The following is a 17,559-nucleotide window of genomic DNA, read 5'->3' as shown; positions in this document are numbered from 1 at the left end:
CGGGCGCCGCTTCGACTAACAGTCTCTTGTTCGGCTATTGGCTCTTGCAGGCCTCAGGCCAGCCGGCCGTGCCGCGGCTGTCCGCTCGGCACCTTCAGGCGTTCCGTCGATCCCGCCGAAAATCCCTGCCGGACCGCGCGCAGGGCACCTTGAGCGAGCCTTGCCAGGAAACGGGCCCAGCGCTGGGCGCGCCATGACAGTCCGTTGTCGATCGACAGCGAGCGCAGATGGTAGGCCTTTTCCCGGCTTCGCGTCTCGCTGGCCTGTTTCTCGGGGTCGTCATAGAACTGGGCGATCTTTTGCGCGTTCATGCCTTCGGTCGTGAGCCATTGCGGGATGTAGACGTTGCACAGACGTCCGACGTCGGTGAACACCTTGGTGGTGCCGGTTCCGGCGGCGGGGCAGGAGGTGGAGAAGGCGTCGCCGACCAGCACGATGCCCGGCTGCAGATAGCCGCTGGTGATGCAAAGGTCCGCCGGCCTGATCTTGATCGGCCCGCTCACCTTGAAGTCACCCATCATGCGCTGAAGTCGCGGCATCAAAGCGCGCATCGCGGCCTCAGGCGCCTTGCGAAACTGCGGCAACCACGGGTCGGTCATGTCGCGATAGACCATCAGGTTGACGCGCATCGTGCCGCCGATCGGAAAGATCGTCATATAGGCCATGCGCGAACTCGTGCGCTTCGGCCAGTATGTCAGCGCCGGGAAATCGAAAGCCGCGCGGCCGACCGGAGCCACATCAAAGCCGAGCGTAATCGAATGACAGGAACTGATGACCTGACGCTCGATGCCCAGCACGGTACGCAGGCCGATATTGAGCCCGTTGGCGAGCACGACCAGCCGCGCCGAGATCTGTTCGCCGTTCGACAGCGTGACCTGCTGCCGCTCGTCGCTGTTGGAAATGCCGGTGACCTTGGTGAAGATGGTTTCCACACCTGACGGGATCTGCGTACGCATGGTGTTGACCAGCGTGTCGTACATGATGCCGTGCTGGTCGCTGGGCTTGTTCGCGACGACATAGCCGAAGCGGGCTTCCCAAACCTCGCCGTCGAGCGTGGTCGCCCGCAGCGTCGGCTCGGCGAGCCCGGTCTTGCGCAATAGGTCGAGCTGGTCGCCGCCGAGCTTCTCGCAGCGTAGCTCCGGCGGATAGGTCGGATGAGGGTCGATCAGCAGCGCCGAGACGCCGGCACGTCCCAGCATCGCTGCGGCGGTCGAACCGGCCAGACCTCCGCCGACGATGGCAACGTCCGTATACCGCATGCCTTTGCCCTGGATCGTGAAGCCATATCAATGACCCCCAAAGGCAAAGAAATCCTGAAAAAACCCGGCAGTATCAGGCTTATTACAAGCGAGTCAGCTAGGATTGCGCTTAACTGAAAAGCAAGCGGAGGCGACCACCATCGCCCCCGGGGCGCCCGGTCAAGGCATTTGTTTCCAATGATTTCTATAACGATTGATTCACCAAGCCTGGACCTCGCTCCGCCATGGAACGACCTGGTTCGGCGTGCGTCATCGAACGTCTTCATGAATCCGGCGGCGTTGAAAGCGGCCGGCGACACCGGGTTCGCTGAGATCGTGATGCTGCTGGCGTGGGAGCAGGGCGCCGAGCCACGGAAGCTCGTTGGCGCCTGGGCGCTGCAACTGCGCAAGGCTGCGCCGCTGTTGCCGGCGGTGCTGGAAGCGCTGCCCTACAACTATGCTTTCCTCTCCAGTCCCGTCGTCGATCCCGGCTTCGCCGACGAGGTCATCCCGGCGTTTTTCGCGGCGATCGAAAACAGCGCGGAACTGCCGAATGTCGTCAGCCTGAAATCGTTCGATGCCGAATCTCCAAGCCATGCCTCGATGCTGAAGGTGTTTACGCTGCGCGGAATCGAACCGCTGATGCTTTCCGAAACGGCGCGACCTTTCGTGACGCGTGAGTTCGGCATCAAGCGCTCCGGATCGACGCGCAAAAAACTGCGCCAGGACTGGAACAGGTTGTCTTCGCTTGGCGCCGTCGACGTCGTCAACGATCGCAACCCAGCCGGCGTCGGGCAGGCGTTCGAAACGTTTCTGACCATGGAGAAAGCAAGCTGGAAGGGCGAGCAGGGCACCGCGTTGCTCTCCGATCCGCATGATGCCGCCTTTGTCAGGCACCTGCTGTACAACCTGGCGGCGCGGGGCGATGCGTCGGTGGCGCTGCTGCGGGTCGACGGTGCGGCGATCGCAGCGCAGGTGCTGATGTATTGCGGGGCCACGGCCTACACCTGGAAAACCGCTTTCGACGCGAAATTCAGCAAGTACTCGCCGGGCGCGCTGCTGGTGGATCGCGTGACCGAGGAGCTGTTTGCCGGCCCGGACATCCAGGCGATCAATTCCTGCGCGGCGGAAGACAGTTTCATGGGCCAGTTGTGGGCAGGGCGCCGCGACATGGTCGATATGCTGATCGATATCGGGCCGGGCAAGTCGCTGGCCTATCGGATCGAAGCCGGCCGCCTGCTCGGCTATGAACGCTTGCGGAAGCTGCGCAATCGCTTCCGGCAGCGGCTCTCGCCGCGCACAAAGCCTGCATTGACCGCGTCGTGATCGCGGTCAGGCTGACGGCGACATTGAAGACGCTGCCGCCGGGCGGGAGCGAAGTTTCGATCCGCCGGTCGCTCGCCGCGATATCCCTGACCTTGGCGTAAACCCGCTCAGCGGGGTGCGGGATTTCAGCCTGGACCGCACGGATGAGATTCTCATAGCCGATGCCGAATTGGCGACTCGGCCGCTTGTCCAGCAGATAGCCGAATCGGGCAATCCGGTTTTCGCGGTCATGCGTCGCCGAACGGAGCACCGAATCGGCGATGCCGGTCCCAAAAAGCCGCTCGAGCGGCGCATCGCCGCTCAATTTTTGACGCGGAAGTCGAACGGACAGGTCTCGTACGGATCGACCGGGACCGTCACAATCCCGGCGCGTCCCAACATTGCGGCCGCGGTCGAACCCGCCAGACCGCTGCCGACGATCGCAATGTCGGTGTACTGCATCGAACATCCCGATGCGGAAACGCTATCTTTGCGCCCGGAAAGCGTAAAAAAGGCTCATCTTGGGATGCGAAGCCGGTGTTGCGACCCGGGGAGGGCCCACTTTTTCATATTACCCGGGTGAAACGCGGCCGGGAATCGGTCGACTCGATCGCATGGCCGACTCGCTGGGTCGGGCGATTTGGCGGCTTGGCCGGCTCGCGCGAAACGTCGAAACTGCAGACGCCATAGGCATTTCCTGCGGTGTCGTTTCGCTTGACTTAGCTACTCTCCGATTATAGAAGACCCCCACTTCACGACAGGCGGTGAGCGTCGCCAGCGTCGGAACGGAACACCCTTTCAAATCCTTACGGACTGATACGGGCACCAACCTCGACGAATGCCGCTCAAACGCTGTCGATTATATAGCTAGGCAATGCCAGTGCGATTCTAGTTCTCTTGAGCCTGTCTCTTGAGAGTTAATCGGATGCATGATCTCGGTAGCGGACTGAACAGCGAACGCTGATCGGTCTCAATTCGCGGTCCTCTGTGGCGTCGAAGCGCTTTCCGCTCAGCAATGGGTGGTTGGCGTGATTTCGTTTTGCGTGGGTCTTTTTCACGCCGAGCGGCCGAACGGAACGGCTAGTTCCGAGAAGAATTTGCGAGGCCATTCCAGGTCTTCGCGCGAACTAAAGGGTGAAGGCTGACATGCCGACGATCAACCAGCTGATCGCAAAACCGCGTACGGTGCAGAAGTCGCGCAAGAAGGTGCCGGCGCTGCAGCAGTCGCCGCAGAAGCGCGGCGTTTGCACGCGCGTCTACACCACGACCCCGAAGAAGCCGAACTCGGCGCTTCGTAAGGTCGCCAAGGTGCGCCTGACCAACGGCTTCGAAGTGATCGGCTACATCCCGGGTGAAGGCCATAACCTTCAGGAGCACTCGGTGGTCATGATCCGCGGCGGCCGCGTCAAGGATTTGCCCGGCGTGCGCTACCACATCCTCCGCGGCGTCCTCGATACCCAGGGCGTCAAGAACCGTAAGCAGCGTCGTTCGAAGTACGGCGCGAAGCGTCCGAAGTAAGCGGGAACAGATCAGATGTCTCGTCGCCATTCTGCTGAAAAGCGTGAAGTGAACCCGGACCCGAAGTTCGGGAACGTCATCATTACGAAGTTCATGAATTCGATCATGTACGACGGCAAGAAGTCTGCCGCCGAAACCATCGTCTACGGCGCGCTGTCGATGATCGAAGCCAAGACCAAGCAGGGCCCGCTGACGGTTTTCGAGCAGGCGCTGGAAAACGTCATGCCGACCATCGAAGTGCGCTCGCGCCGCGTCGGTGGTGCCACCTACCAGGTGCCGGTCGAAGTGCGTTCGGTTCGCCGTCAGGCGCTGGGCATTCGCTGGATCATCACGGCGGCTCGCGATCGCAACGAAAAGACGATGACGGAGCGGCTCTCGGCCGAGCTGCTCGACGCGTCGAACAACCGGGGTAACGCCGTCAAGAAGCGTGAAGACGTGCATCGGATGGCGGAAGCCAACCGCGCCTTCTCACACTATCGCTGGTAACGGCGAAACACGGATTTTAAGGAACAGCCCATGCCCCGCGTTCATGCCATAGAGAACTACCGTAATTTCGGTATCATGGCGCATATCGATGCCGGCAAGACCACGACCACCGAGCGCATCCTGTATTACACCGGCAAGAGCCACAAGATCGGCGAAGTGCACGAAGGTGCCGCGACGATGGATTGGATGGAGCAGGAGCAGGAGCGCGGCATTACGATTACGTCCGCTGCGACCACCGCGTTCTGGGAAGGCAAGCGTCTCAACATCATCGACACTCCCGGCCACGTCGACTTCACCATCGAAGTCGAGCGTTCGCTGCGCGTGCTCGACGGCGCCGTGTGTGTGCTCGATTCGAACCAGGGTGTTGAGCCGCAGACCGAGACCGTCTGGCGTCAGGGCGACAAGTATCGCGTTCCGCGCATCGTCTTCGCCAACAAGATGGATAAGACCGGCGCCGACTTCTACAAGTGTATGCAGGATATTGTTGATCGTCTCGGCGCCAAGCCGATTGCGATCCAGCTTCCGATCGGCTCCGAGAATAATTTCAAGGGCCTGGTCGATCTCGTCCGCATGAAGGGCGTGGTCTGGGAAGAAGAGAAGCTCGACGCCAAGTTCGTGGATATCGATATTCCCGAGGACATGGTCGAGAAGGCCAAGGAATATCGCGAGAAGCTGCTCGAAGCCGCCGTCGAACTCGACGACGAAGTGCTGGCCGCTTACCTCGACGGCAACGAGCCCGATGAGGCGACGTTGAAGCGCATGATCCGCAAGGCCGTGCTGACGGGCGCATTCTTCCCGGTGCTGTGCGGCTCGGCGTTCAAGAACAAAGGCGTGCAGCCGCTGCTGGATGCCGTCGTGGATTACCTGCCGTCGCCGGTCGACGTGCCCGCCATCAAGGGCATCGATGAAGACGGCAACGAAGTCGTTCGTCTTCCGAACGACAAGGAGCCGCTGGCTCTGTTGGCGTTCAAGATCATGGACGACCCGTTCGTCGGCACCATCACCTTCTGCCGTATTTATTCCGGCACGCTGATGTCGGGCACCGGCGTCATCAATTCGACGCGCGACCGCAAGGAGCGTATCGGCCGCATGCTGCTGATGCATGCGAACAACCGCGAAGACATCAAGGAAGCCTATGCCGGCGACATCGTCGCCCTGGCTGGCCTGAAGGAAGCGCGCACCGGTGACACGCTGTGCGATCCCGACAAGCCGGTCATCCTGGAAAAGATGGAATTCCCGGAGCCGGTGATCGAAATCGCGATCGAGCCGAAGTCGAAGGCCGACCAGGAAAAGCTCGGCGTCGCGCTTGCGAAGCTCGCGGCGGAAGATCCGTCGTTCCGCGTGTCGACCGACCAGGAGTCCGGCCAGACCATTCTCAAGGGCATGGGCGAACTGCATCTCGACATCAAGGTCGACATTCTGCGCCGCACCTACAAGGTCGACGCCAACATCGGCGCGCCGCAGGTGGCGTTCCGTGAGCGCGTCACCAAGCGCGCCGAGGTCAAGTACACGCACAAGAAGCAGACCGGCGGTACCGGTCAGTTCGCCGAAGTGTCGATCATCGTGGAGCCGAACGAGCCCGGCAAGGGCTACGAGTTCGAATCCAAGATCGTCGGCGGCGCGGTGCCGAAGGAATACATCCCCGGCGTCGAAAAGGGTCTCAACAGCGTCATGGGTTCCGGCGTCGTCGCCGGCTTCCCGGTGGTGGACGTCAAGGTGCAGCTGGTCGACGGCAAGTATCACGACGTCGACTCGTCGGCGCTGGCCTTCGAAATCGCATCGCGCGCGGCATTCCGCGAAGCGCTGCAGAAGGGCAAGTCTGTTCTGCTCGAGCCGATCATGAAGGTCGAGGTGGTGACCCCGGAAGACTATACCGGTTCCGTCATCGGCGATCTGAATTCGCGGCGCGGCCAGATCCAGGGTCAGGACATGCGCGGCAACGCCAACGTCATCAACGCGATGGTGCCGCTCATGAACATGTTCGGGTACGTGAATAACCTGCGCTCGATGAGCCAGGGACGCGCGACCTTTACGATGCAATTCGACCACTACGCTGAAGCGCCGGCGAACGTGTCGGCAGAAGTCCAGAAGAAGTTTGCCTGATTGTCGTTGGCGACAGTTAACGACTGAACGGAGAGTCAAATGGCTAAAGCAAAGTTTGAACGTAATAAACCGCACTGCAATATCGGAACCATCGGTCACGTCGACCATGGCAAGACATCGCTGACCGCAGCGATCACCAAGGTGCTGGCTGAAACCGGCGGTGCGACGTTCACGGCGTACGACCAGATCGACAAGGCGCCCGAAGAAAAGGCGCGCGGCATCACGATCTCGACCGCGCACGTCGAATACGAAACCGCCAACCGGCACTATGCCCACGTCGATTGCCCGGGCCACGCCGACTACGTGAAGAACATGATCACCGGTGCCGCGCAGATGGATGGCGCGATCCTGGTCGTGTCGGCCGCCGACGGCCCGATGCCGCAGACCCGCGAGCACATCCTGCTCGCCCGTCAGGTCGGCGTTCCCGCGCTGGTCGTGTTCCTGAACAAGTGCGACATGGTCGACGATCCGGAACTGCTCGAACTGGTCGAGATGGAAGTTCGCGAACTTCTCTCGAAGTACGATTTCCCCGGCGACGACATTCCGATCATCAAGGGTTCGGCTCTGGCCGCCCTTGAAGACAAAGACAAGACGCTCGGCCACGACGCCATCCTCGAGCTGATGAAGAGCGTCGACTCCTACATTCCGCAGCCGGAGCGTCCGATCGACCAGCCGTTCCTGATGCCGGTCGAAGACGTGTTCTCGATCTCGGGCCGCGGCACCGTCGTTACCGGCCGTGTCGAGCGCGGCATCGTCAAGGTCGGCGAGGAAATCGAAATCGTCGGTCTGCGTGATACCCAGAAGACCATCGTCACCGGCGTCGAAATGTTCCGCAAGCTGCTCGATCAGGGCCAGGCCGGCGACAACATCGGTGCGCTGCTCCGTGGTACCAAGCGCGAGGAAGTCGAGCGTGGCCAGGTGCTGTGCAAGCCGGGTTCGGTCAAGCCGCACACCAAGTTCAAGGCCGAGGCTTACATTCTGACCAAGGAAGAGGGCGGTCGCCACACCCCGTTCTTCACCAACTACCGGCCGCAGTTCTACTTCCGCACCACCGACGTGACCGGTGTCGTGCATCTGCCCGAAGGCACCGAAATGGTGATGCCGGGCGACAACATCGCGATGGAAGTGCACCTGATCGTGCCGATCGCGATGGAAGAAAAGCTTCGTTTCGCGATCCGTGAAGGTGGCCGCACCGTCGGCGCCGGCGTCGTCGCCAGCATCATCGAGTAAGCGAACAGGGAATAGCGAGTATCGGCTGGTTCCATCCGGTACTCGCTACTCACCACGCAAATACGACGACAAAGAAAGACAAACGGCAATGAACGGCCAAAATATTCGCATCCGTCTCAAGGCGTTCGACCATCGTATCCTCGATACGTCGACCCGCGAGATCGTGAACACGGCGAAACGTACCGGTGCCCAGGTTCGCGGACCCATTCCGCTGCCGACCCGCATCGAGAAGTTCACCGTCAACCGTTCGCCGCACGTGGACAAGAAGAGCCGTGAGCAATTCGAGATGCGCACCCACAAGCGCCTTCTCGATATTGTCGACCCGACCCCGCAGACCGTCGATGCTTTGATGAAGCTCGACCTGGCCGCCGGTGTCGACGTCGAGATCAAGCTCTAAATTTTCAGATCGTCCGAAGTTAGCGGACAGAAAGAACAGGAAGCACGCCGATGCGCTCCGGAGTGATCGCACAAAAGGTCGGGATGACGCGGGTCTTTACGGAGACCGGTGAACATATCCCTGTGACCGTGCTGAAGCTGGGCAATTGCCAGGTTCTGGGCCACCGCACGACCGAGAAGAACGGTTACGTTGCGCTGCAGCTCGGTTCCGGTACCCGCAAGACCGTCTATCTGCCGAAGGCAGAGCGCGGCCAGTTCGCGGTGTCCAAGGTCGAGCCCAAGCGGAAGGTCACCGAGTTCCGCGTGTCGCAGGACGCGCTGATCCCGGTTGGCGCCGAGATCCAGGCAGACCATTTCGTCGTCGGCCAGTTCGTCGACGTCACCGGCACCTCGGTCGGTAAGGGTTTTGCCGGCGGCATGAAGCGCTGGAATTTCGGCGGTCTGCGCGCCACCCACGGCGTCTCGGTGTCGCATCGTTCGATCGGTTCGACCGGCGGACGTCAGGATCCCGGCAAGACCTTCAAGAACAAGAAGATGCCCGGTCACATGGGTGTCGATCGCATCACCACGCTCAATCTGCGTGTGGTGCAGACCGACGTCGAGCGCGGCCTGATCCTCGTCGAAGGCGCCGTTCCCGGCTCCAAGGGCGGATGGATTGCGGTGCGCGACGCCGTCAAGAAGCCGCTGCCGAAGGAAGCGCCGAAGCCCGGCAAGTTCAGGGTTGTCGGCGGTGAGCAGGCCCAGGCGCCGGCCGAGCAGGAGGGCGCGTGAGATGGAACTGAAAGTCACCACCCTTGAAGGCAAGGAAGCCGGCTCGGTCCAGCTTTCCGACGCCATTTTCGGTCTCGAGCCGCGCAAGGACATCATCCAGCGCTGCGTCAACTGGCAGCTCGCCAAGCGTCAGGCCGGCACCCACAAGACGCAGGGCCGTGCGGACGTCTGGCGCACCGGCAAGAAGATGTACAAGCAGAAGGGCACCGGCGGTGCTCGTCACGGTTCGGCCCGCGTGCCGCAGTTCCGCGGCGGTGGCCGTGCCTTCGGTCCGGTCGTGCGTTCACATGCATTCGCGCTGCCGAAGAAGGTTCGCGCGCTCGCTCTGCGCCATGCGCTCTCGGCGAAGGCCAAGGACGGCGGCCTGATCGTGATCGATTCCGCCACGCTTGAAGCTGCCAAGACCAAGGCGCTGATCGGGCATTTCTCGGGTCTCGGCCTGACCAATGCGCTGATCATCGACGGCGCCGAGCTGCACGCCGGTTTCGCGACCGCTGCGCGCAACATTCCGAACATCGACGTGCTGCCGATCCAGGGCATCAACGTCTATGACATCCTGCGCCGTCACAAGCTGGTATTGACCAAGTCGGCCGTCGATGCGCTGGAGGCGCGCTTCAAATGAAGAATATCGATCCGCGCCATTACGACGTGATCGTAGCGCCCGTCGTCACCGAAAAGGCGACGGTTGCGTCCGAGCACAACAAGGTCGTGTTCAGGGTCGCCGCCAAGGCGACCAAGCCGCAAATCAAGGAAGCCGTCGAGAAGCTGTTCGACGTCAAGGTGAAGAGCGTGAACACGCTGGTGCGCAAGGGCAAGACCAAGGTGTTCCGCGGCAATTTCGGTTCGCAGTCGGACGTGAAGCGAGCGATCGTGACCCTCGAAGAGGGCCACCGCATCGACGTCACGACCGGGCTATAAGGCGATATAGCGATGGCATTGAAAAAATTTAATCCGACGACGCCAGGCCAGCGCCAGCTGGTGATGGTCGACCGTTCGGCGCTCTACAAGGGCAAGCCGGTCAAGGCCTTGACCGAGGGCAAGATCAGCAATGGCGGCCGCAACAACACCGGCCGCATCACGGTTCGCTTCCGCGGCGGTGGCCACAAGAAGTCGTACCGCATGGTCGACTTCAAGCGGAACAAGGTCGACGTGTCTGCCGTGGTCGAGCGGCTGGAATACGATCCGAACCGCACCGCGTTCATCGCGCTGATCAAGTATCAGGACGGCGAGCAGGCCTATATCCTGGCGCCACAGCGCCTGGCTGTCGGCGACTCCGTGGTTGCCGGCAACTACGTCGACGTGAAGCCGGGCAATGTCATGCCGCTCGGCAACATGCCGATCGGCACCATCGTCCACAACATCGAGATGAAGATCGGCAAGGGCGGCCAGATCGCACGTTCGGCCGGCACCTACGCCCAGCTCGTCGGACGCGATCAGGACTACGTCATTATGCGCCTGAATTCGGGCGAGCAGCGCCTGGTGCACGGCCGTTGCCGTGGCACCATCGGCGCGGTGTCGAACCCCGATCACATGAACATCTCGATCGGCAAGGCCGGCCGTACCCGCTGGCTGGGCTGGCGTCCGCATAACCGCGGCGTCGTCATGAACCCGATCGACCATCCGCACGGCGGCGGCGAAGGCCGCACCTCGGGCGGCCGCCACCCGGTTACGCCGTGGGGCAAGCCGACCAAGGGCAAGAAGACCCGTTCGAATAAGTCGACCAACAGATTCATTCTCCTCAGCCGCCACAAGCGGAAGAAGTAAGGAACGCCGGACATGGTTCGTTCAGTCTGGAAAGGCCCGTTCGTCGAGGGTTCTCTGCTCAAGAAGGCAGATGCCGCCCGCGCGTCCGGTCGCCACGACGTCATCAAGATCTGGAGCCGCCGCTCGACCATCCTGCCGCAGTTCGTCGGCCTGGTCTTCGGTGTCTACAACGGCCAGAAGCATGTGCCGGTATCGGTCAACGAGGAAATGGTGGGTCACAAGTTCGGCGAGTTCTCGCCGACCCGTACCTTCCATGGCCATTCTGGCGACAAGAAAGCCAAGAAGGCTTGAGGAATAGACGATGAGCAAACCAAAGCGCGAACGTAGCCTCGCGGAAAACGAGGCCAAGGCGGTTGCCCGGATGCTGCGCGTCAGCCCGCAGAAGCTCAATCTTGTCGCGCAGTTGATCCGCGGCCGGAAGGCTTCGGCAGCGCTCGCCGACCTGCAGTTCTCGCGCAAGCGGATTGCGGTCGACGTCAAGAAGTGCCTGGAATCGGCGATCGCCAACGCCGAGAACAACCACGACCTCGAAGTCGACGATCTCGTCGTCGCCGAGGCGCATGTCGGCAACGGCATCGTGATGAAGCGTTTTGCACCGCGCGGCCGTGGCCGTTCGGGCCGTGTGTTTAAACCGTTCTCGCACCTGACGATCGTGGTTCGTCAGGTCGAGGCCGAGGCTGGCGCTTAAGGGCGCGGGAGAAGACGATGGGTCAAAAGATCAATCCAATCGGACTGCGTCTCGGCATCAACCGTACGTGGGATTCCCGTTGGTTCGCCGGCAAGAACGAATACGGCAAGCTCTTGCATGAAGACGTCAAGATCCGCGAGATCCTGCACAAGGAGCTCAAGCAGGCGGCTGTCGCCCGCATCGTGATCGAGCGTCCGCACAAGAAGTGCCGCGTGACGATCCACTCGGCGCGTCCGGGTGTTGTGATCGGCAAGAAGGGCGCCGACATCGACAAGCTGCGCAAGCGGGTTGCCGACATCACGGCTTCCGACGTCGTCATCAACATCGTCGAAATCCGCAAGCCGGAGCTCGACGCTACCCTGGTCGCCGAATCGATCGCGCAGCAGCTCGAGCGCCGCGTCGCGTTCCGCCGCGCCATGAAGCGGGCGGTGCAGTCGGCGATGCGTCTTGGCGCCGAAGGCATTCGTATCAACTGCTCGGGCCGTCTCGGCGGCGCCGAAATCGCGCGCATGGAATGGTATCGCGAAGGCCGCGTGCCGCTGCACACGCTGCGCGCCGACATCGATTACGGCGTGGCGACCGCGTTCACCACGTTCGGCACCTGCGGCGTCAAGGTCTGGATCTTCAAGGGCGAAATCCTCGAGCACGATCCGATGGCCCAGGACAAGAAGATGGCTGAAGGCGACAATACCCGGCCGCGCCGCGACGCGGCGTGAGACACAGAAAAGGTTTGAGGGCGTAAGCCATGATGCAACCAAAGAAAACGAAGTTCCGGAAGGCGCATAAGGGCCGTATCCACGGCGTTGCGACTTCGGGCGCGACGTTGTCGTTCGGTCAGTTCGGCCTGAAGGCGATGGCGCCAGAGCGCATCACCGCCCGTCAGATCGAGGCCGCACGCCGCGCGCTGACCCGTCACATGAAGCGCGCCGGCCGCGTCTGGATCCGGATTTTCCCGGACCTGCCGGTGTCGAAGAAGCCCGCTGAAGTCCGCATGGGTTCCGGCAAGGGTACGCCGGAATTGTGGGTGGCGCGGGTCAAGCCCGGCCGCGTGATTTTCGAGATCGACGGCGTCACGGTGCAGACCGCGAAGGAAGCGCTCACGCTCGCCGCCGCCAAGCTGCCGATCAAGACGCGCTTCGTCGCGCGCATTGCGGAGTAACAGATATGGCCGAGATGAAGACCGCCGATATCAGAGCGATGAGCGACGATCAGAGGGACGACGCCGTCCTCAATCTGAAGAAAGAGCGCTTCAACCTGCGTTTCCAGCGCGCCACCGGGCAGCTGGAAAACACCTCGCGGCTGCGTGAAGCCCGTCGCGATATCGCCCGCATCAAGACCATCGCTGCGCAAACGCGCGCGAAGAAGAAGTAAGAGGCCTGATATGCCGAAACGAACCCTTCAGGGCGTGGTCGTGAGCGACAAGCAAGCCAAGACGGTGGTGGTGCGCGTCGATCGCCGCTTCACCCATCCGATCTACAAGAAGACGATCCGCCGTTCCAAAAACTATCACGCGCACGACGAGAACAACGAGTTCAAGCCGGGCGACATGGTGTGGATCGAGGAAAGCAAGCCGATCTCGAAGTTGAAGCGCTGGACGGTTGTCCGGGGCGAGCAGAAGAAAACGGCCTGAGGCAGCCTGGCTTTCGCCGGACTGGTTTTGGGAAAATTTTAGGCGCGATCTAGCGCATCAGAAAGAGGACGAGGTGCATCAATGATTCAGATGCAGACCAACCTCGACGTGGCCGACAATTCAGGCGCACGCCGTGTCATGTGCATCAAGGTACTTGGAGGTTCCAAGCGCCGCTATGCAACCGTGGGCGACGTTATCGTCGTGTCGATCAAGGAAGCGATTCCGCGCGGCAAGGTGAAGAAGGGCGACGTGATGAAGGCCGTCGTGGTGCGAGTCCGCAAGGATATCCGCCGCGCCGACGGTTCGGTCATCCGTTTCGACCGCAACGCCGCCGTACTGATCAACAACCAGTCGGAGCCGGTCGGCACCCGTATCTTCGGGCCGGTGCCGCGCGAGCTTCGCGCCAAGAACCACATGAAAATCATCTCGCTTGCGCCGGAGGTGCTGTGATGGCTGCCAAGATCCGGAAGGGTGACAAGGTCATCGTGCTGAACGGCCGCGACAAGGGCCGCACCGGCGAAGTATTCGAGGTCCGCCCCGCCGATAACAAGGCGTTGGTGCGTGGCGTCAATCTGGTGAAGCGTCACCAGAAGCAGACCCAGGCCCAGGAAGGCGGCATCGTCTCCAAGGAGGCGCCGATCCACCTGTCCAACATCGCGTATGTCGGCAAGGACGGCAAACCGACCCGCGTGGGCTTCAAGATTCAGGCTGATGGCAAGAAGGTTCGCATTGCCAAGAGCTCGGGAGCAGAGATCGATGGCTGATACCGCTTACGTGCCGCGCCTGCGCGCGGAATACGACCAGAGCATTCGCAGCAAGCTGACCGAACAGTTCGGCTATGCCAACGTCATGCAGGTGCCGCGCCTGGACAAGGTCGTGCTCAACATGGGCGTCGGCGAAGCCGTCAACGACCGCAAAAAGGCCGAAACCGCCGCCAACGACCTGGCGCTGATCGCGGGCCAGAAGGCGATCGTGACCTATTCGCGGGTGGCTATCGCGACCTTCAAGCTGCGTGAAAACCAGCCGATCGGCTGCAAGGTCACGCTGCGCAAGGCCAAGATGTACGAGTTCATCGATCGCCTGGTGAATGTCGCGCTGCCGCGCGTGCGCGACTTCCGCGGCCTCAACCCGAAGAGCTTCGACGGCCGCGGCAACTATTCGCTCGGCATCAAGGAGCACATCATTTTCCCCGAAATCGACTTCGACAAGGCCGGGGAATCATGGGGCATGGACATCACCGTTTGCACCACGGCGTCGACCGACGACGAGGCGCGTGCCTTGTTGACCGCATTCAATTTCCCGTTCCGGCAGTGAGACGCAGTTAAAGCCTCTCAAACGCGGAAACCCAGGAGCCAAGCATGGCAAAGAAGAGTTCGATCGAGAAGAACAACCGGCGCAAGCGGATGACCAAGAACGCCGCTCCGGCGCGCGCGCGGCTGAAGGCGATCATCGCCGACAAGACCAAGCCGATGGAAGAGCGGTTCGCCGCGACCCTGAAGCTGTCCGAGATGCCGCGCAACTCGTCGGCCACCCGCATTCGCAACCGCTGCGAACTGACCGGCCGTCCGCGTTCGGTCTATCGCAAGAACAAGCTCAGCCGCATCGCGCTGCGTGAACTCGGCTCCAAGGGCCTGGTTCCCGGGCTCGTGAAGTCGAGCTGGTAAGGGGGGTCGTCAGATGTCAACGCACGATCCGATCAGCGATCTCATCACCCGCATCCGCAACGCGCAGATGCGTTCCAAGTCCAAGGTCTCGACCCCGGGCTCGAAGATGCGCGCCAGCGTGCTCGAAGTGCTGAAGAGCGAGGGCTACATCCGTGGCTACGCCAGCGTCGAACATTCGTCCGGCCGCAGCGAGCTCGAGATCGAGCTGAAGTATTTCGACGGCGAGCCCGTCATTCGCGAGATCGAGCGCGTCTCCAAGCCGGGCCGTCGGGTTTACGCCTCGGTGAAGAACCTGCCGCGCGTCAACAACGGTCTCGGTATTTCGGTTTTGTCGACACCCAAGGGAATCATGGCTGACCACGAAGCGCGCGACGCGAACGTGGGCGGCGAAGTTCTCTTCACGGTGTTCTGAGGAAGGATTTGAGGCATGTCACGTGTTGGCAAACGGCCTGTGGCGATCCCGTCCGGTGTGACGGCGAACGTCGAAGGGCAGACCGTCAAGATGAAGGGGCCGAAGGGCCAGCTTCAGTTCGTCGTGCATGACGACGTTGAGGTGAAGTTCGAGGACGGCGCGGTCAAGGTCGCGCCGCGGCTGAAGACCAACCGCGCCCAGGCCATGTACGGCACTGCGCGCGCGCAGGTCGCCAACCTGGTCGAAGGCGTCACCAAGGGCTTCGAGAAGAAGCTCGAGATCACCGGCGTCGGTTACCGCGCCGCGCTGCAGGGCAAGAACCTGCAGCTCGCGCTCGGCTACAGCCACGATGTCGTCTACGCGATCCCGGAAGGCATCACCATTGTGGTGCCGAAGCCGACCGAAATCACGATCACGGGCACCGACTCGCAGCGTGTCGGCCAGGTCGCCGCGGAGATCCGCGCCTACCGTCCGCCGGAGCCCTACAAGGGCAAGGGCGTGAAGTACGCCAACGAATTCATCTTCCGCAAGGAAGGCAAGAAGAAGTAACGGAGCCGGTCATGTCACTCAAGGTAACGAATGCCCGGCGCAAGCAGCGAGTGCGCAACTCGCTGCGCCGGTCCGCCAACGGGCGTCCGCGTCTGTCTGTGTTCCGTTCGTCGAAGCACATCTACGCCCAGGTCATCGACGACCTGAAGGGCGAGACGCTGGCTTCGGCGTCGTCGCTGGAGAAGGCGATGCGCGATACCGGCAACACCGGCGCCAACATCGATGCGGCCAAGGCCGTCGGCAAGCTGCTGGCGGAACGCGCCGTCAAGAATGGCGTCAAGGAAGTGGTTTTCGATCGCGGCGGCTACCTCTATCACGGGCGCGTCAAGGCGCTCGCCGATGCCGCCCGCGAGAGCGGATTGAGCTTCTAAGGTTTTGGAATTGAACGGACACAACGACAAAGACGCAAGTCTTTCAAGGATTGGAAAACACCATGGCAGGTGAACGCGAACGCGGCGGTGGCGGCCACAGGGGCGGTCGGGAAGAGCGCGATAGCGAGTTCGTCGACAAGCTCGTCCACATCAATCGTGTGGCGAAGGTCGTCAAGGGCGGCAAGCGCTTCGGCTTTGCGGCACTGGTCGTGATCGGCGACCAGAAGGGCCGGGTCGGTTTCGGTCATGGCAAGGCGCGCGAAGTGCCCGAAGCGATCCGCAAGGCAACCGAGTCGGCGAAGCGCAATCTGACGCGCGTCGCTCTGCGCGAAGGCCGCACGCTGCATCACGATATCGCCGGCCGCCACGGTGCGGGCCGCGTCTATCTGCGTGCAGCTCCGGCCGGTACCGGCATCATCGCCGGCGGCCCGATGCGCGCGGTGTTCGAAACGCTCGGTATCCAGGACGTGGTGGCGAAGTCGATCGGTTCGTCGAATCCCTACAACATGGTTCGCGCAACCTTCGACGCGCTGAAGCATCAGGATTCGCCGCGTTCGGTGGCGGCACGCCGCAACATCAAGGTGTCCACGCTGCAGTCGCGCCGCATCGGCGGCGATGCTGAGCTGGTGGCTGAATAACTGGCGCTATTCGGCGCTTTTTGGAGTTACGACGATGGCCAAGGCCGCAAAGATGATCAAGGTCGAGCAGACTGGCAGCGCAATCCGCCGCCATCACTCGCAGCGTGCGACGCTGATCGGCCTCAAGCTCAACAAGATCGGTCGTGTCACGGAATTGCAGGACACGCCTGCCATTCGCGGCATGATCGCCAAGGTTCAACATCTCGTTCGCGTCGTCGACGAGAAATAAGCTGGGGGCATGATCCCGAAAATGGGGACCGGTTTTCGGTCAAGATCATGCTCCAAGGATAAAGGAACGAAACGATGAAGCTCAGCGATATCGCCGACAACGCCGGCTCGCGCAAAAAGCGTATGCGCGTCGGCCGTGGCATCGGTTCAGGCAAGGGCAAGACTGCGGGCCGCGGCGGCAAGGGCCAGACCGCGCGTTCGGGCGTGCGCATCAAGGGCTTCGAGGGCGGCCAGATGCCGTTGCATCGTCGTCTGCCGAAGCGCGGCTTCAACAACATCTTCAAGCTGGACTTTGCCGAGATCAACCTGGACCGGCTGCAGGAAGCGGTCGATGCCAAGTTGATCGATGCCAAGGACACCATCACCATCGAATCGCTGGTCAAGGCCGGCGTGGTGCGTCGCGCCAAGGACGGACTGCGGCTGCTCGGCCGCGGCGAGCTCAAGTCCAAGCTCACCATCGAAGCCCATGGCGCCTCGAAGCCCGCGATCGCGGCGGTCGAGAAGGCCGGCGGTTCCGTGAAGGTCCTGGCGCCTGCCAAGAAGCAGGACGGCGAGGCGGCGTAACATC

At 62.0% G+C, this 17,559-nt stretch carries 28 protein-coding genes; 26 read left to right on the top strand and 2 right to left on the bottom strand.

What is annotated here, in order from left to right; all coding sequences use genetic code 11:
* Positions 1–53 precede the first annotated feature (53 nt).
* Entirely contained in the window at positions 54–1,259 is a 1,206-nt protein-coding gene (locus BLR13_RS01295) for an FAD-dependent monooxygenase (RefSeq protein ID WP_079586941.1), read from the bottom strand.
* Between the two features lie 264 nt (positions 1,260–1,523).
* On the opposite strand from BLR13_RS01295, the gene BLR13_RS01290 reads away from it, so the two are divergent.
* On the top strand, positions 1,524–2,564 hold the full coding sequence (locus tag BLR13_RS01290) for a GNAT family N-acetyltransferase (protein WP_349517095.1): 1,041 nt from the start codon (positions 1,524–1,526) through the stop codon (positions 2,562–2,564).
* 300 nt (positions 2,565–2,864) lie between these two features.
* On the opposite strand, the gene BLR13_RS41455 is transcribed toward BLR13_RS01290, so the two are convergent.
* Positions 2,865–3,005, bottom strand: a complete 141-nt coding sequence (locus BLR13_RS41455; protein WP_244525046.1) for an FAD-dependent monooxygenase — start codon at positions 3,003–3,005, stop codon at positions 2,865–2,867.
* A gap of 684 nt (positions 3,006–3,689) precedes the next feature.
* On the opposite strand from BLR13_RS41455, the gene rpsL reads away from it, so the two are divergent.
* The 25 genes from rpsL (at position 3,690) to rplO (ending at position 17,555) form a co-directional block, all read left to right on the top strand.
* Positions 3,690–4,061, top strand: coding sequence for a 30S ribosomal protein S12 (gene rpsL / locus BLR13_RS01285; protein WP_057849132.1), 372 nt, complete (start codon positions 3,690–3,692; stop codon positions 4,059–4,061).
* Positions 4,062–4,076: 15 nt separating this feature from the next.
* Positions 4,077–4,547: a 30S ribosomal protein S7 gene (gene rpsG, locus BLR13_RS01280; protein ID WP_074828471.1), complete on the top strand. Its 471-nt coding sequence runs from the start codon at positions 4,077–4,079 to the stop codon at positions 4,545–4,547.
* A gap of 30 nt (positions 4,548–4,577) precedes the next feature.
* Positions 4,578–6,650, top strand: coding sequence for an elongation factor G (gene fusA / locus BLR13_RS01275; protein WP_074828473.1), 2,073 nt, complete (start codon positions 4,578–4,580; stop codon positions 6,648–6,650).
* Positions 6,651–6,689: 39 nt separating this feature from the next.
* Positions 6,690–7,880, top strand: a complete 1,191-nt coding sequence (gene tuf / locus BLR13_RS01270) for an elongation factor Tu (protein WP_074828477.1) — start codon at positions 6,690–6,692, stop codon at positions 7,878–7,880.
* Between the two features lie 88 nt (positions 7,881–7,968).
* Positions 7,969–8,277 carry a 30S ribosomal protein S10 gene (rpsJ, locus tag BLR13_RS01265; RefSeq protein ID WP_002712302.1) on the top strand — a complete coding sequence of 103 codons (309 nt, stop codon included), beginning with the start codon at positions 7,969–7,971 and terminating at the stop codon, positions 8,275–8,277.
* A gap of 50 nt (positions 8,278–8,327) precedes the next feature.
* Positions 8,328–9,047, top strand: coding sequence for a 50S ribosomal protein L3 (gene rplC, locus BLR13_RS01260; protein WP_074828480.1), 720 nt, complete (start codon positions 8,328–8,330; stop codon positions 9,045–9,047).
* 1 nt (position 9,048) lies between these two features.
* The gene (gene rplD / locus BLR13_RS01255; protein WP_074828483.1) at positions 9,049–9,669 is read left to right on the top strand and encodes a 50S ribosomal protein L4; all 621 of its coding nucleotides are present in this window, start codon (positions 9,049–9,051) and stop codon (positions 9,667–9,669) included.
* The gene (locus tag BLR13_RS01250) at positions 9,666–9,965 is read left to right on the top strand and encodes a 50S ribosomal protein L23 (RefSeq protein ID WP_027536817.1); all 300 of its coding nucleotides are present in this window, start codon (positions 9,666–9,668) and stop codon (positions 9,963–9,965) included. The genes rplD and BLR13_RS01250 overlap by 4 nt, the downstream gene beginning before the upstream one ends.
* Positions 9,966–9,977: 12 nt before the next feature.
* Complete coding sequence (rplB, locus tag BLR13_RS01245; RefSeq protein ID WP_074828485.1) at positions 9,978–10,811, top strand: 50S ribosomal protein L2; 834 nt, start codon at positions 9,978–9,980, stop codon at positions 10,809–10,811.
* Between the two features lie 12 nt (positions 10,812–10,823).
* Positions 10,824–11,102, top strand: coding sequence for a 30S ribosomal protein S19 (rpsS, locus tag BLR13_RS01240; RefSeq protein WP_027536815.1), 279 nt, complete (start codon positions 10,824–10,826; stop codon positions 11,100–11,102).
* A 10-nt stretch (positions 11,103–11,112) separates the two neighbouring features.
* Positions 11,113–11,499 carry a 50S ribosomal protein L22 gene (gene rplV, locus BLR13_RS01235; protein WP_074828488.1) on the top strand — a complete coding sequence of 129 codons (387 nt, stop codon included), beginning with the start codon at positions 11,113–11,115 and terminating at the stop codon, positions 11,497–11,499.
* A 17-nt stretch (positions 11,500–11,516) separates the two neighbouring features.
* Positions 11,517–12,215 (top strand): 30S ribosomal protein S3, encoded by a 699-nt coding sequence (gene rpsC / locus BLR13_RS01230; protein WP_074828492.1) that lies wholly within the window; start codon positions 11,517–11,519, stop codon positions 12,213–12,215.
* 29 nt (positions 12,216–12,244) lie between these two features.
* Entirely contained in the window at positions 12,245–12,658 is a 414-nt protein-coding gene (rplP, locus tag BLR13_RS01225) for a 50S ribosomal protein L16 (protein WP_074828495.1), read from the top strand.
* A gap of 5 nt (positions 12,659–12,663) precedes the next feature.
* A complete protein-coding gene (gene rpmC, locus BLR13_RS01220) occupies positions 12,664–12,870 on the top strand; it encodes a 50S ribosomal protein L29 (protein WP_027536811.1) in 207 nt (68 codons plus the stop codon).
* Positions 12,871–12,880: 10 nt separating this feature from the next.
* The gene (rpsQ, locus tag BLR13_RS01215) at positions 12,881–13,129 is read left to right on the top strand and encodes a 30S ribosomal protein S17 (RefSeq protein ID WP_009797129.1); all 249 of its coding nucleotides are present in this window, start codon (positions 12,881–12,883) and stop codon (positions 13,127–13,129) included.
* An 81-nt stretch (positions 13,130–13,210) separates the two neighbouring features.
* Positions 13,211–13,579, top strand: a complete 369-nt coding sequence (gene rplN, locus BLR13_RS01210) for a 50S ribosomal protein L14 (RefSeq protein WP_011473865.1) — start codon at positions 13,211–13,213, stop codon at positions 13,577–13,579.
* Positions 13,579–13,893, top strand: a complete 315-nt coding sequence (rplX, locus tag BLR13_RS01205; RefSeq protein ID WP_074828498.1) for a 50S ribosomal protein L24 — start codon at positions 13,579–13,581, stop codon at positions 13,891–13,893. Before rplN ends, rplX begins: the two co-directional genes overlap by 1 nt.
* On the top strand, positions 13,886–14,443 hold the full coding sequence (rplE, locus tag BLR13_RS01200) for a 50S ribosomal protein L5 (protein ID WP_074828501.1): 558 nt from the start codon (positions 13,886–13,888) through the stop codon (positions 14,441–14,443). The genes rplX and rplE overlap by 8 nt, the downstream gene beginning before the upstream one ends.
* A gap of 44 nt (positions 14,444–14,487) precedes the next feature.
* A complete protein-coding gene (rpsN, locus tag BLR13_RS01195) occupies positions 14,488–14,793 on the top strand; it encodes a 30S ribosomal protein S14 (RefSeq protein WP_074828504.1) in 306 nt (101 codons plus the stop codon).
* A gap of 13 nt (positions 14,794–14,806) precedes the next feature.
* Complete coding sequence (rpsH, locus tag BLR13_RS01190; RefSeq protein WP_027536807.1) at positions 14,807–15,205, top strand: 30S ribosomal protein S8; 399 nt, start codon at positions 14,807–14,809, stop codon at positions 15,203–15,205.
* Positions 15,206–15,220: 15 nt separating this feature from the next.
* The gene (gene rplF / locus BLR13_RS01185) at positions 15,221–15,754 is read left to right on the top strand and encodes a 50S ribosomal protein L6 (RefSeq protein ID WP_074828506.1); all 534 of its coding nucleotides are present in this window, start codon (positions 15,221–15,223) and stop codon (positions 15,752–15,754) included.
* An 11-nt stretch (positions 15,755–15,765) separates the two neighbouring features.
* Entirely contained in the window at positions 15,766–16,125 is a 360-nt protein-coding gene (gene rplR / locus BLR13_RS01180) for a 50S ribosomal protein L18 (protein WP_074828509.1), read from the top strand.
* 62 nt (positions 16,126–16,187) lie between these two features.
* On the top strand, positions 16,188–16,763 hold the full coding sequence (rpsE, locus tag BLR13_RS01175) for a 30S ribosomal protein S5 (RefSeq protein WP_027536804.1): 576 nt from the start codon (positions 16,188–16,190) through the stop codon (positions 16,761–16,763).
* A gap of 34 nt (positions 16,764–16,797) precedes the next feature.
* The gene (gene rpmD / locus BLR13_RS01170; protein ID WP_074832141.1) at positions 16,798–16,992 is read left to right on the top strand and encodes a 50S ribosomal protein L30; all 195 of its coding nucleotides are present in this window, start codon (positions 16,798–16,800) and stop codon (positions 16,990–16,992) included.
* Between the two features lie 74 nt (positions 16,993–17,066).
* Entirely contained in the window at positions 17,067–17,555 is a 489-nt protein-coding gene (gene rplO / locus BLR13_RS01165) for a 50S ribosomal protein L15 (protein ID WP_074828512.1), read from the top strand.
* Positions 17,556–17,559: the final 4 nt, after the last annotated feature.

Origin of the sequence: Bradyrhizobium ottawaense (assembly GCF_900099825.1) — a bacterium.
Lineage (GTDB): Bacteria > Pseudomonadota > Alphaproteobacteria > Rhizobiales > Xanthobacteraceae > Bradyrhizobium > Bradyrhizobium ottawaense_A.
This window is presented reverse-complemented; position numbering and strand designations above follow the sequence as displayed.

Coding starts and splice junctions, on each gene's coding strand:
- rpsH (WP_027536807.1), top strand. CDS start 14,807: ATGTCAACGCACGATCCGATCAGCGATCTCATCACCCGCATCCGCAAC.
- rplN (WP_011473865.1), top strand. CDS start 13,211: ATGATTCAGATGCAGACCAACCTCGACGTGGCCGACAATTCAGGCGCA.
- rpsG (WP_074828471.1), top strand. CDS start 4,077: ATGTCTCGTCGCCATTCTGCTGAAAAGCGTGAAGTGAACCCGGACCCG.
- rplF (WP_074828506.1), top strand. CDS start 15,221: ATGTCACGTGTTGGCAAACGGCCTGTGGCGATCCCGTCCGGTGTGACG.
- rpsS (WP_027536815.1), top strand. CDS start 10,824: ATGGTTCGTTCAGTCTGGAAAGGCCCGTTCGTCGAGGGTTCTCTGCTC.
- rplR (WP_074828509.1), top strand. CDS start 15,766: ATGTCACTCAAGGTAACGAATGCCCGGCGCAAGCAGCGAGTGCGCAAC.
- BLR13_RS01295 (WP_079586941.1), bottom strand. CDS start 1,259: ATGCGGTATACGGACGTTGCCATCGTCGGCGGAGGTCTGGCCGGTTCG.
- rpmD (WP_074832141.1), top strand. CDS start 16,798: ATGGCCAAGGCCGCAAAGATGATCAAGGTCGAGCAGACTGGCAGCGCA.
- rpsQ (WP_009797129.1), top strand. CDS start 12,881: ATGCCGAAACGAACCCTTCAGGGCGTGGTCGTGAGCGACAAGCAAGCC.
- BLR13_RS01250 (WP_027536817.1), top strand. CDS start 9,666: ATGAAGAATATCGATCCGCGCCATTACGACGTGATCGTAGCGCCCGTC.
- rplD (WP_074828483.1), top strand. CDS start 9,049: ATGGAACTGAAAGTCACCACCCTTGAAGGCAAGGAAGCCGGCTCGGTC.
- rplV (WP_074828488.1), top strand. CDS start 11,113: ATGAGCAAACCAAAGCGCGAACGTAGCCTCGCGGAAAACGAGGCCAAG.
- BLR13_RS01290 (WP_349517095.1), top strand. CDS start 1,524: ATGAATCCGGCGGCGTTGAAAGCGGCCGGCGACACCGGGTTCGCTGAG.
- fusA (WP_074828473.1), top strand. CDS start 4,578: ATGCCCCGCGTTCATGCCATAGAGAACTACCGTAATTTCGGTATCATG.
- rplB (WP_074828485.1), top strand. CDS start 9,978: ATGGCATTGAAAAAATTTAATCCGACGACGCCAGGCCAGCGCCAGCTG.
- rplC (WP_074828480.1), top strand. CDS start 8,328: ATGCGCTCCGGAGTGATCGCACAAAAGGTCGGGATGACGCGGGTCTTT.
- rplX (WP_074828498.1), top strand. CDS start 13,579: ATGGCTGCCAAGATCCGGAAGGGTGACAAGGTCATCGTGCTGAACGGC.
- BLR13_RS41455 (WP_244525046.1), bottom strand. CDS start 3,005: ATGCAGTACACCGACATTGCGATCGTCGGCAGCGGTCTGGCGGGTTCG.
- rplO (WP_074828512.1), top strand. CDS start 17,067: ATGAAGCTCAGCGATATCGCCGACAACGCCGGCTCGCGCAAAAAGCGT.
- tuf (WP_074828477.1), top strand. CDS start 6,690: ATGGCTAAAGCAAAGTTTGAACGTAATAAACCGCACTGCAATATCGGA.
- rpsN (WP_074828504.1), top strand. CDS start 14,488: ATGGCAAAGAAGAGTTCGATCGAGAAGAACAACCGGCGCAAGCGGATG.
- rpsE (WP_027536804.1), top strand. CDS start 16,188: ATGGCAGGTGAACGCGAACGCGGCGGTGGCGGCCACAGGGGCGGTCGG.
- rpsC (WP_074828492.1), top strand. CDS start 11,517: ATGGGTCAAAAGATCAATCCAATCGGACTGCGTCTCGGCATCAACCGT.
- rplP (WP_074828495.1), top strand. CDS start 12,245: ATGATGCAACCAAAGAAAACGAAGTTCCGGAAGGCGCATAAGGGCCGT.
- rplE (WP_074828501.1), top strand. CDS start 13,886: ATGGCTGATACCGCTTACGTGCCGCGCCTGCGCGCGGAATACGACCAG.
- rpmC (WP_027536811.1), top strand. CDS start 12,664: ATGGCCGAGATGAAGACCGCCGATATCAGAGCGATGAGCGACGATCAG.
- rpsJ (WP_002712302.1), top strand. CDS start 7,969: ATGAACGGCCAAAATATTCGCATCCGTCTCAAGGCGTTCGACCATCGT.
- rpsL (WP_057849132.1), top strand. CDS start 3,690: ATGCCGACGATCAACCAGCTGATCGCAAAACCGCGTACGGTGCAGAAG.